Source organism: Cupriavidus laharis, assembly GCF_914271435.1.
Lineage (GTDB): Bacteria > Pseudomonadota > Gammaproteobacteria > Burkholderiales > Burkholderiaceae > Cupriavidus > Cupriavidus laharis.
In genome coordinates this window covers 54,976-67,943 of the sequence record NZ_CAJZAI010000005.1, presented here as the reverse complement: position 1 = coordinate 67,943, position 12,968 = coordinate 54,976, and the positions used below count along the sequence as shown (strand labels likewise).

Here is a 12,968-nt window from a genome sequence, read left to right as displayed (position 1 = left end):
TCAGGACGCGCCTGCGGTGCTCGCCGCCGGCGCCGCCACGGGCGTGCCTGCGGGCGGAGGTGGCGGTGGCAGCATGCCCGGGAACAGCTGTTCCACGAGGTCATCGAGCTTTGCCGCCGGCATGACGAAGTTGCTCAGGTTGATCCCGCCCGCGCTGCGGTTGGCGTTGTAGACCGCCTTGCCCACGCGCGCGCCGTTCTGGAACACCGTGATGTCCACGCTGTTCAGGTACGACATCCAGAACCACGCACTCCTGGCCGAGTACGTGGCTACCAGCGGGCACGACACCACGGGTGCGTCCGGCGGCAGCAGCTTCACTTCGAAATTGCGTGCCTGCAGCGACGCGCGGAACGCATCGAGATATTCATTGCCGGTCACCGGGTTCGCCACCACGCACAGCAGCGCGCCATTGGCGCCGTAGTCGCCCCGCTGCCCCGCCGCGCCAGGACTGCCGGCGGGAACCTGGAAGGCGGCCAGCGGGTCGCCCTGCCCGGGCCGGTCCACCGGCGTCACGGCCTGGTAGGTGGAGCAGCCGGTAATCATCAGGCCCAGCGCGGCGGCCAGCAATGTGTTGTTCATGGAGTGTCCTGGATGGCGTCGGCGCCCGCTTGCCGCTGGCGGCAGACGGAACATCGGGAGCTTGTCCACTCACTGTATGCGCTGGTTCCTCGCGCCAATACCCGGAACAGAGGCGCAAAACGGGTGCTGCTGCCCGGTGTCCGCGCCGCGTGGCGTTTCAGGCGCCTGCGGCGGGTTGCGCCAGGCGCCCAACCAGGATCAGCAACAACGCCGCCAGGGACAGGCCAATCACGGCAATCTGCAGCCGCCCCACGGGCTTGCCTTGCAGGAAGGTCTGGCTGATGAACGTGGGCGAGACCAGCCCGACCGCGGTGACGATCAGGATGGTGATGGCAAGGACGGAGAGGATGGTTTGCATGTTGCTGGCTCAGTTGGCGCCGCCGCGCAGCAGGCAGTCGGTGAGCATCGGCATGCCGTCGGACTGGCCCGCGCCGTTGCATTCCACGGCCACCTTCTGGCCGCGCCGGACCATGGTGGCGCGGGCTTCCACCTCGCACACGCGGCCGGCCGGCCCGCAGATCTGACGGCGCAGCAGCTGGGCACGCACGACCGCGTTCGGGTCGCTGGTGCGGATATCGACAAACACATTGTCCGCCTCGCCGCGCCGTATGCCGCTGGCCACGCCTTCGACGATGATGTACTTGCCGCGGTAGCGGTCGTCGGCCGCACCGGGGTTGTCGCGGTAGTCATTCAGGAGGGCATCGGCCTGGTACTGGGGCAGCCGGTCGGCCGGACGGTCCGGGTCAATGCTCACGGGATCGAGCGTGCCGTTGCGCGGCACGCCGCGCACATCGCTGGCGGCTTGCGCGGTGGTGGCGGGCGTGTCGGCCGTCGCAGGCTCGTGGCCCTTGTCATTGCCGGCAAACCAGAGCATGCCAAGGACAGCCACGGCGACGATGGCGATGAGGATCTGCTGGGTACGGTTCAACATCTGGAATTCCTGCCTGAATGGACTCGCCAGCGCGTTGTGGCGGCCGCTAGTGTACCCGCATGCCATTGGCAGGCCGGGCTGCGCGGAACTTCTGCGCAAGGGTTTGCCGGCCCATGCACAATGGGGGCTTCTGGTCATCCACCGGGACCGACGCCATGACAGCTCCGATCACGCTCGTCCTGTTCGACATGGAAGGGGTACTGACCCACTATGACCGTGCTGCGCGGGCGGACCACCTGGCCGAGACTACCGGCCGGTCAGCCGAACAGGTCCGGCATGCCATCTGGGGATCGGGGCTCGAAGCGCGCGCCGATGCGGGCGAGATCGGCGATGACGAGTACCTGCAGGAACTCGGGCATCTACTGGGCTGCCACGTCGACCGTGCCGACTGGCTGGCGTCCCGCCGCGCATCGATCACGCCCAATACAGAAACGTTGGCGCTTGCGGCCAAGCTGGCCGGGCGGCACAGTATCGCGATACTGACCAACAACTGCCGGCTGGTGACGGACCATATTGCGTACCTGAATCCGCCAGTCGCACAGTTGTTCGGACAGCACATTTATCCATCGGCAGCGTTTGGGGCGACAAAGCCGAATGCGCAGGCCTATCTGGGTTGTATCGGCCAGCTTGGCTGCCGTGCCGCGCACACATTGTTCATCGATGATACTGAGGCCAATGTGCAAGGGGCGGTTGATGCCGGGCTGCTTGGGTATAGGTTTGTGTGTGCTGACGCGCTGGCGGAGGAGTTGGCGCGAAGGCGGATGATCTAGGGTTTCGCCGTGGTTCTGGCAAGTGGTCACTGCCCCCTGACAACGCTCAATGTGCTCGTGGCCGTAATTGAATGCTTTCATCATGTTTAGATGACTGCATTGAAAGCAAAATTGAGTAGTGACTGCAATGGCGACTCTGCCGACGTCAGCAAAATGGTCTGGCCCCCGGCTGGGTGCCCCTAGCCGGCCTTCTTGCTGAGATAGTCCTTGAGGACCGTGAGCGCCTCCCAGCCAAGCCCGTGAACGACTGACAGGGCATCAGGGGCATCGTCCTTGTCTTTTCCGTCCATTGGACGGAAAGCGAAGCGCAATAGTGCGAGCACCAGCAATGCGGCCATTGACGCCAGCACTATCAACGGCGTGACAAACAGCGCTACCTGGTAGGTCATCGAATTGAAAGGATCTGCTACACGACGGCCAACACACCAAATCCATGCCAAAAGAGCAGCAAAGACCAGACCGACTAGCAGGCAAACCCCATAGAAAGCAATCTTACGGAAATGCCGGAATTGTTTGCGGTCTTCGATCTGCTCTGTCAGCAGGCCTCCAACATCCTCATTGACCTTCCCAAGCGACAGATCCGTCCAAGACAGGCCCGTTGAAGAATTCGACAAACTCTGCCCGCTGCCCGGCAGTTCCTCATTGCCGCTGGCCATTTGATCTATAGCCAGCCCAGGTTCTTAAGGCGATATTTCATCGCAACGGACGACACGTTGAACAATTGGGCTAGCGTATTGAAGTCGGTGATATTGCGCTTGTTGATTAGCCCATTGACTACCGCGGCCGGCATCAGCAGCTCAGCTGCAAACTTATTAGCGGCAGCTTCCACGGGATCGTAATTGGCTAGCGAGAAGCTTTGGGTCGAATCCCTAAAGCGGGCCCCGTGCTGCAAAGCGTAGTGGCCCAGCTCGTGAGCAATGGTGAATCGCTGACGCAGGGTAGGGTCGAGCACGTTGTAGGAGATGACCGGGCCACCGGAGATACCCTCAACTATCTCAAACTTCCCAGCTAAGGTGCCGAGCGCTTCGCCAATGACCTTTACCCCAGCAGCGTGAGCGATGGCCACCGGATCCACAGGAAGTTTCCTGTCCCAGTAGCGATCAAGGAACGCTTGTGCTGTTCTGATAGGCATTGTGAGGCCTTGGCGGGGTGTAATGCTTGGTTGCAGGCGCAGTATAAGCGAAGTGGCGAAAAGTGCCGGAAATCCAAGCAAAAACAAGGAAACGGCCACTCATATGGAACCCGCGCTGTCTTGCTGGATGCCAGTGGTCTTTTTCCACCCAGTAGGATTCTTGCTAGCTCGTTTATGTGCCGACAGGGGCACTCGGAGGGCGGTTCAAGGCTACAAGGATCTGTAGGGGCGGTGCTGTCCATCGCGATTCCTTGGCAGGTTCGCAGTCAAACCCAAGCCTGGGGCCAATTTCCCAATACCTCTATTTCCGTCTATTCTCCTGAGTGCACTTTCTGGATGCCGTAGAGTGCCGGCACCGTCCTCTAGCGCTGCCTTGTCATGTCGCTTCGCTCCGCTGGTGCATTCTTCGCCAGGCTGATCCCTGCCATCCTTTCGGACCTGCGTCGCATCGCCAGTCGATCGCGGGGCGAGGCCACCGTGGAGGACCTACAGGCCGAGGCCTGGCTGGTAGCCGAGGAACTCAGCCGGGACCGCGACCCGCCGCCGGACGTCGGCGACAAGGGATTCCATCAGCAGATCCTGGGTCGGCTGTACAACCGCTTCGTGAACTTCGCGGATAAGCGGCTGCGCTTTGCCGTGCGCCTGGACGAGCAGCGGGAGGACGAGGACGGCGGGATGCGCGAGAACCCGGTCGCGGCAGCCCTGGCGGCGCCAGAGGGCTCTGACCCGTCCCTGGCACTGGTAACGCGCGAGGAAGAGCACACGCAGAAGGAGCAGCTAATGGGACGCTTCGCCGAAGCCGTGGCTTACCTGCGCGTCTTCTCCAACATAGGGAATGACCGGGCTGCCGTCGCAGACCACTTTGCAATCGCTGCCTGCACACTGCGTCGGCGGTTGCGGCGGGCTGAGCGGACGGTGGCGCGGCAACCTTCGCTGTTCGACGGCATCACTGTGATTCCCGACGACTTCATGCCGCCGCGGTTGGCGCGGAAACATTTTGAGGGAGATGGCGTAAAGGGCGGGACGATCGGCTCACCGCAAGGCCGTTTGTTCGTCCGGGCCTATGTTCCCTTGCGGCGTCTCTGAAAAGTATCGAACCCGTCGTTGGAAGGGCAACAAGTAGCAGGCGTAGCGCGATAGATGAACATCTGCGACGGGGCGCTTGATGGTTGAACCGATCTGGACCATTTTGGTGACGTCACCAAAATGGTCAGGGACAGCATGCCCCCGACTGCTGGCAAGCCAATTTCGCTTTTTCAATTCAGCCGTTCTGGGTCTCTACTTCCCAATACAAAACCGAGTAAAAATCGTCCCCAACAGATCATCACTGGTGAACTCCCCGGTGATGCTGTTCAAATGCTCCTGCGCCAGCCGCAACTCCTCGGCAAACAGGTCCAATGCCTGCGCCTGTTGCTCGCTCTGCTCGGCCGCCACGTCCAGGTGCGACTGCGCCTGCCGCAGCGCCGTCAGGTGCCGCTCGCGTGCCAGGAACGTACCCTCGTTGCCCGACTGCCAGCCGACCAGCCGCAGCAGTTCCTTGCGCAGCAGTTCGATGCCCGCGCCGGTGCGCGCGGAGATCCAGATCTCGGTAGGGTTCGGCCCGTTGGCGGCGACCACGTGCGGGCGGTTGCCGCTGAACATCATGCCGCCGACCGTCGGCGCAACGTCGATCTTGTTGACCACGCGCACGATCGGCGCACCCGGTGGCAGCTGGCCGCTCAGGCGGTCGTCGATGGCGTCGTCGATCTCGGACAGGCCGTGGCGCAGGTAGTCGGTGGCATCGACCAGATGCAGCACGACGTCTGCCCGGCGGATGGCGTCCCACGTGCGTTCGATGCCGATGCGCTCGACTTCGTCCGTGGCTTCCTCGCGCAGCCCCGCAGTATCGATGATATGCAGCGGGATGCCTTCGATCTGGATGGTTTCCTTGACGCGGTCGCGCGTGGTGCCGGCAATCGGCGTGACGATGGCCAGCTCGGCGCCGGCCAGCGCGTTCAGCAGCGATGACTTGCCCACATTGGGCTGGCCCGCCAGCACCACCGACAGGCCTTCGCGCAGCAGCGCGCCCTGCCGCGCCTGCGCGAGCACATTGCCCAGATTACTGCGGATGGTGGCGAGCTGGCCGCGCGCGTCGGAGGCTTCGAGGAAATCGATTTCCTCTTCGGGGAAATCCAGCGTGGCTTCCACCAGCATGCGCAGGTGAATCACCTTCTCGACCAGCGTGTGGATGGCGCTGGAGAATTCGCCTTCCATCGACCGGGCTGCGGAGCGAGCGGCGGCTTCGGTACTGGCCTCGATCAGGTCGGCGACGGCCTCGGCCTGGGCCAGGTCGAGCTTGTCGTTGAGGAAGGCGCGGCGCGTGAACTCGCCGGGCTCGGCCAGCCGCAGGCCGATCTCGTGGCCGGCCTGCAGGCAGCGCGTCAGGAGCATCTGCATGACCACCGGCCCGCCGTGGCCCTGCAGTTCCAGCACCTCTTCGCCGGTGTACGAGTTCGGCGCCGGGAAGTACAGCGCCAGGCCATGGTCGATGACCTTGCCCTGGCCGTCCTGGAACGGCAGGTAGGTGGCGTGGCGAGGCTTGAGCGCCTGGCCGCAAATGGCGTGCACGACCGGGCGGACATCCGGGCCCGACACGCGCACCACGCCAATACCGCCGCGTCCGGGCGCGGTGGCAATGGCGGCAATGGGAGGCAGGGGAGCAGTCATGGCGCTATTGTCTCAGATCGATGTGATCGGGATCGGCAGCGTGCCTTGCGCGGCGCATGGCACGGACAAATGGTGGAGCGGGCGCTTTTCAGCCCGCATCGGGCACGGCGCCTTGTTCCTGCTGCGGCACATCCAGGCACTCGGACATCAGCCGGCGTGCGACGCTGTCGTCGACTACACTGCCCAGCTTGCCCTGGCGCCTGACCAGTTTCTGGTGCAGGCGTTTGGTCTTGTGCGCCGGCAATACCGGTGCAAGCGCTTCGATGGCGTAACGCAGTCGTTTGCTGGCGATGCGCTGGCGGTGCAAGGCCCGCAGGCCGTCATGGCGCGCCGTGCGGTTTCGCCGGCGCACTGTCTGCCGCGCCTTGCGTACCCGGTTGCGGGCGAACGGCCCGAGTTGGCCGCTGCCATCGTCGGCATGCACCGGCAGGTGCGCCAGGTCGCGGTGCAAGGCCGGCAGTGCATCGTTACAGTACTGGCCCAGGCGCTCCAGCATGGTCTCGCGCGCAAGCTGGCGGCGCGCACGCGCCGTGTCGATCACGGCATGCAGCACCGCGTCGCCGGGCTGGCGTTCCAGCGCGGGCTGCATGGTCTCGGCAAGAAATACGTCCCAGTCGCGTACCTCGCCCGCCGTGTCGGCCATTGAGCGCAAATCATCATTCCAGCGTTCGGTGATGCCCGGCGGCAACAGCGGGCCAAATATCCACAGCACCGCGCGCAGGTGACGCACCGCCACGCGCAAGGCATGCACGTCTTCCGCTTCGTCGCGCTGCAGCAGCACGGCCAGGCAGTCTTCGATGCTGCGCAGTCCGGTCTCGCCCAGCGCGGCGAATGCCGCGGCCGGACGCGTCTTGCGGCGCAGCCTGGCGGGGGAGTCAGCGTTCATGGCGAGGTCTCTTGCAGTTCGGCAGACGGGCGGGACGCAGGTTCCAGTGTAGGCGACACGGCACGTCAGGCATGCTGTGGCGCGCCGCATTCGACGCATGGCGGATTGACAGCATCGACCCTTCGCGCTGCAATGCGCGCACAGGCCACCCACAGCGCGAGGGACATCATGTCGACCGAACAGGAACGTCTGTTATTGCGTGAAACCATCGAGGCCGGTTTCCGCCAGGCCGCCTTTGTCAGCGACGTGGGCATCACGCTGGTGGATTGCGGCCCCGGCTGGTGCGAATCCGAACTGGCCGTCACGCCGCGCCACCTGCAGCACGGCGGCGTGGTGCACGCGGGCGTGCAGGCCACCATGGCGGACCACACCGCCGGCGCGGCGGCCACGACCATCCTTGAAGCGGGCCGCCACGTGGTCACCGCTGAATTCAAGATCAACCTGCTGCGCGCCGTGCGCAGCGACCACCTGCGCTGCCGTGCCGACGTGCTCAAGTCGGGCCGATCCATCTTCGTGGTCGAGGCCGATGTCTTTGCCGACGTGCACGGCGAACCCGTTCTGGTCAGCCGCCTCAATGCCACCATGAGCGTGCTCGACCTTGCCTGAATTTCCACTGTCCTCATCGTCCCAAAGGAAGCGAACATGATCGACCACACCGGTGTGAGCGTCAGCGACTACGGCCGCAGCAAGGCCTTCTACACGACTGCGTTAGGCGCCATCGGCATCATCCTGACCAAGGAATTCCCGGCCAGCGTGACGGGTTCGGTCAACGTGGCCGGGTTTGGCCCGCCGGGCAAGCCGGAGTTCTGGATCAGCAACGGCACGCCCAACCAGCCGCCGCTGCATGTGGCCTTCCGCGTGGATACGCGGGCGGCGGTGGATGCGTTTTACCAGGCGGCAATGGCGGCAGGCGGACGCGACAACGGTGCACCCGGTATTCGTGCGCACTACCACCCGGATTATTACGGCGCTTTTGTGCTGGATCCGGATGGGCACAATATTGAGGCGGTTTGTCATCTGCCGGGGTGAAGGCGCAGCGGATATTCCTATCCTGCACGGGGAAGGGGGATAAGCCGTTCGCCAATCGCACGTCTCTTTTGCCATACATCATCAGCTGATCAAAAGGACGAAAATTACCGGACAAGTTTCGGACTAGCCCTATATCGGCCCTAAGTCGATTGCCTTAGTTTGCGCTGAGGTTGGGCGCAGTAGGTCCGCGATCCTCGCGCCCAAGATTGCCTGATATCCGCGTGCTCCCATCTGGGGCGTGCCTGACAAAAGGAATCGACGATGGCCGAGGGATGGGGTGACCCCGCAGCGCTGGTCACGGGAAGACAGGCGTATTTTCTCGACGTCACTGGCGCGCCGAGTGCCAGTGGGCTTTCGGTGGTGTCGTTCAGGGCCGTGGAGCGCCTGGGCGAGCCTTACGAGGTGACGGTCCAGTTGACTCACCCGCTGGAGCTGGATCGTGCCGAATACCTCACCAGGCCGGCGGCCTTCGTCATTCAGACCGCGGACGGCAGCGAGCCGCGCCGCTTCGCCGGACGCATCACCGGCTTTGCCAAAACCCGGCAGACGCGCGACTTCTGCGCGTACGAAATCGTGGTGCAGCCGGAGGTTGGGCTACTCGGGCTGACCCGGCGAAGCCGCATCTACCAGCAGAAAGCCGCCCCGCAGATCATCGAGGCGATCCTGCGCAGCCACGACCTCAGGGGTCACCAGTTCGCGTTCAAGACGCGGCGACAGTACCGGGTTCACCCGTTCAGACTTCAGTACCAGATGTCCGATTGGGACTACATCCGGCTGCTCATGGAGCAGGAGGGGCTGTACAGCTATTCTGTGCCCGGCAAATTTGGCGAGATGATTGTCTTTGGCGACGATATCGACCACTACATCTATCAGCCGGAACTGAGGGTGCCCTACCGGGAGACGGCGGGGCTGGAGGCCGGCATCGAAGCGGTGTTCGCCCTCCAGACCCGCTCGAAAACGGTGCCGGAGTCGTTTCTCGCCGCCGACTACAACCCTGACAACGCCTACGAGCGCTTCAAGGCCGAGGCCAACATCGCGCGCAAGGACCGCACGACTTACGGCCAGCCCTACGTCTACGGCACGCACCACCTTGATCAGGACAGCGCCAAATGGGAGGCGCAACTGCGCCACGAAGCCGCGATTGCCGGGCAGGTGGTTTATGAGGGCGAGAGCAATGTGCTGGAACTGCGCCCGGCGCGCATCCTGCGCATGGATGTCACGCTGTCTGATGCGCCGAACGGACAGGTCATCACCGAGGTTATCCACAGCGGCGCACGGGACCAGGCGTACCGCAACACGTACAAGGCGATTCCATCGGACCGGCGTTTTCGGCTGCCGATGGACGAGGCAAAGTGGCCCCGTATCGCCGGAACGCTCAGTGGTCGGATTACCTCGCCGGGCCAGTACAAATACGCCTATCTCACGCAGGACGGACACTACATCGTCCGTTTCGATCTGGACTTCGACGCGTGGCCCAAGGGTGGCGAAAGCGTGCCGCTGCGCCTGGCCAAGCCCTTCGCGGGCGGCCTGCAGACGGGTTTCCACTTCCCGCTGATCGATGGTACGGAGGTGGCGATTGCCTTCCATGACGGCAATCCGAACCGGCCGTACATCGCGCACGCGATGCACAACAGCTGGCAGGACGATCTCATCACCAATCAGGACCGGTGGCTGTCGCGCAATGTCATTCGTACGCAGAGCAACAACAAGCTGCGCATGGAGGATTGGGAGGGACAGGAGAGCATCAAGCTGTCTACGGAGTATGGGGGTAGGACCCAGCTCAACCTGGGCTATCTGGTTGATGGTAAGAAGAAGCGGCGTGGGGATGGGTTTGAGCTGCGGACGGGCGGGCACGGCGCGCTGAGGTCGGGGCGTGGTCTGTTGTTCACCGCATGGGCACAGCCGGCCAATGCGCCTCAGCTCGACATGGTCGCGGCCATGAATACGGTCCGCGCGGTGCTATCCCAGGCACAGGCGCTCGCGAACGCGGCCAGCCAGTCCAAGGCCGAGATGGCGGATCTGAAAGCCGAGAACGAATGGCTACGAAGCAGCGTGAATGAGCTGAAGCAGGCCGTCGTGCTGCTGACGGCGCCTAACGGCATCGCCATGGCAACACCGGATCGCGTCTCGGTGGCCGCAGGCCGCGACGTCAACGTCGCCACCAAGTCCGCCTTCCATGTCAGCGCCATGGCTAACGTCGCCATTGCTGCGGGCAAGGCCCTGTCGCTCTTCGCCTCCCAGTTCGGGATCAAGCTGTTTGCCGCAAAGGGAAAGGTCGAGATTCAGGCCCAGAGCGATGCGCTGGAGCTGTTCGCCGACAAGCAGCTGCATATCGCCAGCGCCAATGCCGATGTGCTGATCGATGGCCGCAAAAAGGTGGTGATCGGCAGCAGCGGCGCCCATCTGATCTTCGACAACCACGGTGCCACATTCCATTGCTCCGGCGGCTTCAAGATCAAGGCCGCGTCGTTCTCGTTCGAAGGCCCGGACGGCCAAAGCTTTCCGTTGCCAGCGCTGCCCAAGAGCCAGCTGCAAGTCAGCGATCAGTATCCGTCTTCCCACTGAGCCATGATCATCAGCCCACCCTTCCTGCCTGCCTTGACCGTCGAGGCACTGAACAGCAACGATCCCTCCAGGATCGATCCAATGATGGATGCCGTGGACGGCTTCGAACTACCGCACCACGGCATCTATCCCATCGCCTTTGATCGCCGCTGGCATTGCGGTGCGCATCTGATGCCGAGATTCCAGAATGAGCCCGTGCGGGCCATCGCGGACGGTGAGGTGGTTGCCTATCGGGTCTGCCAGAAGGCCATCACGGATGGCAGTAAAGACGAGAGCGGGGCGGAAGCGTTGAATTCCAATCTCGGCTTTGTGTTGCTCAAGCACTCGACCGAAACGGGCGATGGCAGGGCCATCACGTTCTATTCGCTGTACATGCACTTGCTGGACCTCGACGGCATTCGACGGCTACAGCCACAACCGAACAACCCTCCCGAGGTCGGGACCTCCATGACGCTGCCGCTATGGTTGTTGAGGCCCACGAATGGCGTGCAAGTTCCAGCGAGGCAGAAGGTCTATCGGAAGGACATGCTCGGGTATCCCGGCGCATGTCATGGGCAATTGCATCTGCACTTCGAAATCTTCATGACCGAAGGTGACTTCACGGCGTGGTTCAGTCAGCCGGGTCACGCGGTGCAGCTCGACAACAATGCACCCACCACCCCAGCCTCCAAGGACTACTGGGGTCATAGCTACTTTGTCATTCCACAAGGTCAGTCCTTCGTCAGTGTGCCGCCCGAAGCTATCGGAGCGGCAGCGAAATATTTCCCGCCGCTACAGGCCGGCACCCTGCCCGTAGGCAGCAAGCTGTATGTCGAAGCGTTTTTCCACAAGGGGCAACGCTACACCCGTTCATGGCTTGATCGGGCGGGCACCATCACATCGCTGACGCCAGTGCCCGTACCAGCTGACAAGGACTACGAATACGAGATGTATGCGCGCGCCACAGCGCTATATCCGCAATGCCCGAGCGATGGCTATGAAATGCTCCGGTTCGGCCGCATCCTGACCGAGCATGCCAATCAGGTGGCAGCACCGCCAAAGACCTGGATTCCCGTGACATTCGAGGCGGGCAAGCAGGGCTATGTCGACATCAGCCAAAGCACAATCCAGAAGCTTTCGGACGCGGATTTTCCGTTCTTCATGGGATGGCAGAAGATTCAGGAGAGCAACACGCCATTCAGCCAGGATGGTCTGTGTGACTACGATGAGCTGCGGAGGATTGTCGGCGTCGCAGAAGACCTTGAGACGCCCGCGGAACGGTTGCGCCCAGAATGGGAGCAGGAAGACAAGCTGGCGGCCTACATCCAGACGCATCCCGCGGTGCGTGAAAAGCTCAGGGGGTTCATTTGCCATGCACCCAGCGAGTGGGATGCGAGTGGTAATGACGCGCGGTACGGGCGGCTAAATGATCCGGACGGATTCTTTGGGAAGCGCAAGGTAACCGATCCTGACGGATATGCCAATTTTTTGAGGTTCCATACCCAGCTTCAGTTTATGGAGCAGACGCCGCTGGCTGGCGGGAGGAAGTTCTGGTTTTTTCATCCGTTGGCGTTTGTTCGGTATTTCAGAAGATGTGGATGGTTGAGCAATCCAGAATTCAAGAAAATGTTTCCGATCACAGCACTCCGTAAAAAATCCACGTTCCAATGGGTATCGGAGCCGGTGCAGCCACAACTAAATTTGGTTGAAAATTTAGGCGTGAAACTGAACAAGGCAATGCGCAAGTTCGGTATTACGACGCCATTGCGTCAAGCGGCATTTTTGGGGAATGCAATGCAAGAAACACAGTGGTTTCGCTCGCTCGCTGAGGGAGCGCCTGAGTATCAGCGATACTACCCGTGGTTTGGTCGGGGATTCTTGCAACTGACGTGGCCCGATAACTACGTTAAATATTGGAAATTCGACGGCCGACAGGTTGCTTCAACATTATCTGGTCGACTTCATGAGGCCGCGATAGTATCAAATAGGATGCGAAGCAATGCGGCACTGATGGCGTTAGAAGCTCATGTGCCTGTGGGCATGAAGAAATGGCGTGACGACTTGACCGAGCCATCCATCGACGCGTCGGATAGTGCTGGCGCCTATTGGGCATGGTCGGGTGCTGCCCGGTCAGCCGATCAGTCTCCGGTTTTTCGTCGTGAATCAGTTCAGGTGGGTAACGCATCCAAGCCTTACTACAGCAGTGAATCGTTTGGAAAGGTTGCTGCTACCGTGAATGTTGGCCAGCCATCACGCAATTTTGAAGCAATTAACGGCCTCCAAGCACGATATCAAGCGTATGTTGCTGCACTTCTTTTGTTGACTGAAGGGGTCCAGTTTCCCATCGCGGACGGCACTCTGAAAGATTTCCCTGATCATTAACCTGAAACG

Annotated in this window: 13 protein-coding genes; 6 read left to right on the top strand and 7 right to left on the bottom strand. The window is 62.2% G+C overall.

The window, feature by feature from the left end; translation table 11 throughout:
- The 3 genes from LDO29_RS12525 to LDO29_RS12515 form a co-directional block, all read right to left on the bottom strand.
- Positions 1 to 579 carry an Sbal_3080 family lipoprotein gene (locus tag LDO29_RS12525; protein ID WP_224080110.1) on the bottom strand — a complete coding sequence of 193 codons (579 nt, stop codon included), beginning with the start codon at positions 577 to 579 and terminating at the stop codon, positions 1 to 3.
- A 157-nt stretch (positions 580 to 736) separates the two neighbouring features.
- A complete protein-coding gene (locus LDO29_RS12520; RefSeq protein WP_224080109.1) occupies positions 737 to 937 on the bottom strand; it encodes a hypothetical protein in 201 nt (66 codons plus the stop codon).
- A 9-nt stretch (positions 938 to 946) separates the two neighbouring features.
- The gene (locus tag LDO29_RS12515; protein WP_224080108.1) at positions 947 to 1,510 is read right to left on the bottom strand and encodes an OB-fold putative lipoprotein; all 564 of its coding nucleotides are present in this window, start codon (positions 1,508 to 1,510) and stop codon (positions 947 to 949) included.
- Between the two features lie 155 nt (positions 1,511 to 1,665).
- Between LDO29_RS12515 and LDO29_RS12510 the strand changes: the two genes are divergently transcribed.
- Positions 1,666 to 2,280: an HAD family hydrolase gene (locus tag LDO29_RS12510; protein ID WP_224080107.1), complete on the top strand. Its 615-nt coding sequence runs from the start codon at positions 1,666 to 1,668 to the stop codon at positions 2,278 to 2,280.
- A gap of 179 nt (positions 2,281 to 2,459) precedes the next feature.
- Here LDO29_RS12510 and LDO29_RS12505 read toward each other — a convergent pair whose 3' ends face one another.
- Positions 2,460 to 2,936, bottom strand: a complete 477-nt coding sequence (locus tag LDO29_RS12505) for a hypothetical protein (RefSeq protein WP_224080106.1) — start codon at positions 2,934 to 2,936, stop codon at positions 2,460 to 2,462.
- Positions 2,937 to 2,941: 5 nt separating this feature from the next.
- Positions 2,942 to 3,412, bottom strand: a complete 471-nt coding sequence (locus tag LDO29_RS12500) for an ImmA/IrrE family metallo-endopeptidase (protein WP_224080105.1) — start codon at positions 3,410 to 3,412, stop codon at positions 2,942 to 2,944.
- A 378-nt stretch (positions 3,413 to 3,790) separates the two neighbouring features.
- Between LDO29_RS12500 and LDO29_RS12495 the strand changes: the two genes are divergently transcribed.
- Entirely contained in the window at positions 3,791 to 4,498 is a 708-nt protein-coding gene (locus LDO29_RS12495; RefSeq protein ID WP_224080104.1) for a hypothetical protein, read from the top strand.
- A gap of 192 nt (positions 4,499 to 4,690) precedes the next feature.
- Here the strand turns inward: LDO29_RS12495 and mnmE are convergent, their stop codons facing one another.
- Both mnmE and LDO29_RS12485 read right to left on the bottom strand, forming a co-directional pair.
- Positions 4,691 to 6,118 (bottom strand): tRNA uridine-5-carboxymethylaminomethyl(34) synthesis GTPase MnmE, encoded by a 1,428-nt coding sequence (mnmE, locus tag LDO29_RS12490; protein WP_224080103.1) that lies wholly within the window; start codon positions 6,116 to 6,118, stop codon positions 4,691 to 4,693.
- Between the two features lie 88 nt (positions 6,119 to 6,206).
- A complete protein-coding gene (locus tag LDO29_RS12485) occupies positions 6,207 to 7,004 on the bottom strand; it encodes a CHAD domain-containing protein (RefSeq protein WP_224080102.1) in 798 nt (265 codons plus the stop codon).
- A 168-nt stretch (positions 7,005 to 7,172) separates the two neighbouring features.
- Here LDO29_RS12485 and LDO29_RS12480 point away from each other — a divergent pair, with 168 nt between their 5' ends.
- The 4 genes from LDO29_RS12480 (at position 7,173) to LDO29_RS12465 (ending at position 12,959) form a co-directional block, all read left to right on the top strand.
- On the top strand, positions 7,173 to 7,610 hold the full coding sequence (locus LDO29_RS12480) for a PaaI family thioesterase (RefSeq protein WP_224080101.1): 438 nt from the start codon (positions 7,173 to 7,175) through the stop codon (positions 7,608 to 7,610).
- Between the two features lie 36 nt (positions 7,611 to 7,646).
- A complete protein-coding gene (locus tag LDO29_RS12475; protein ID WP_224080100.1) occupies positions 7,647 to 8,033 on the top strand; it encodes a VOC family protein in 387 nt (128 codons plus the stop codon).
- A 261-nt stretch (positions 8,034 to 8,294) separates the two neighbouring features.
- Positions 8,295 to 10,598, top strand: a complete 2,304-nt coding sequence (locus LDO29_RS12470; protein ID WP_224080099.1) for a type VI secretion system Vgr family protein — start codon at positions 8,295 to 8,297, stop codon at positions 10,596 to 10,598.
- Between the two features lie 3 nt (positions 10,599 to 10,601).
- Entirely contained in the window at positions 10,602 to 12,959 is a 2,358-nt protein-coding gene (locus LDO29_RS12465) for a hypothetical protein (protein ID WP_224080098.1), read from the top strand.
- Positions 12,960 to 12,968 lie beyond the last annotated feature (9 nt).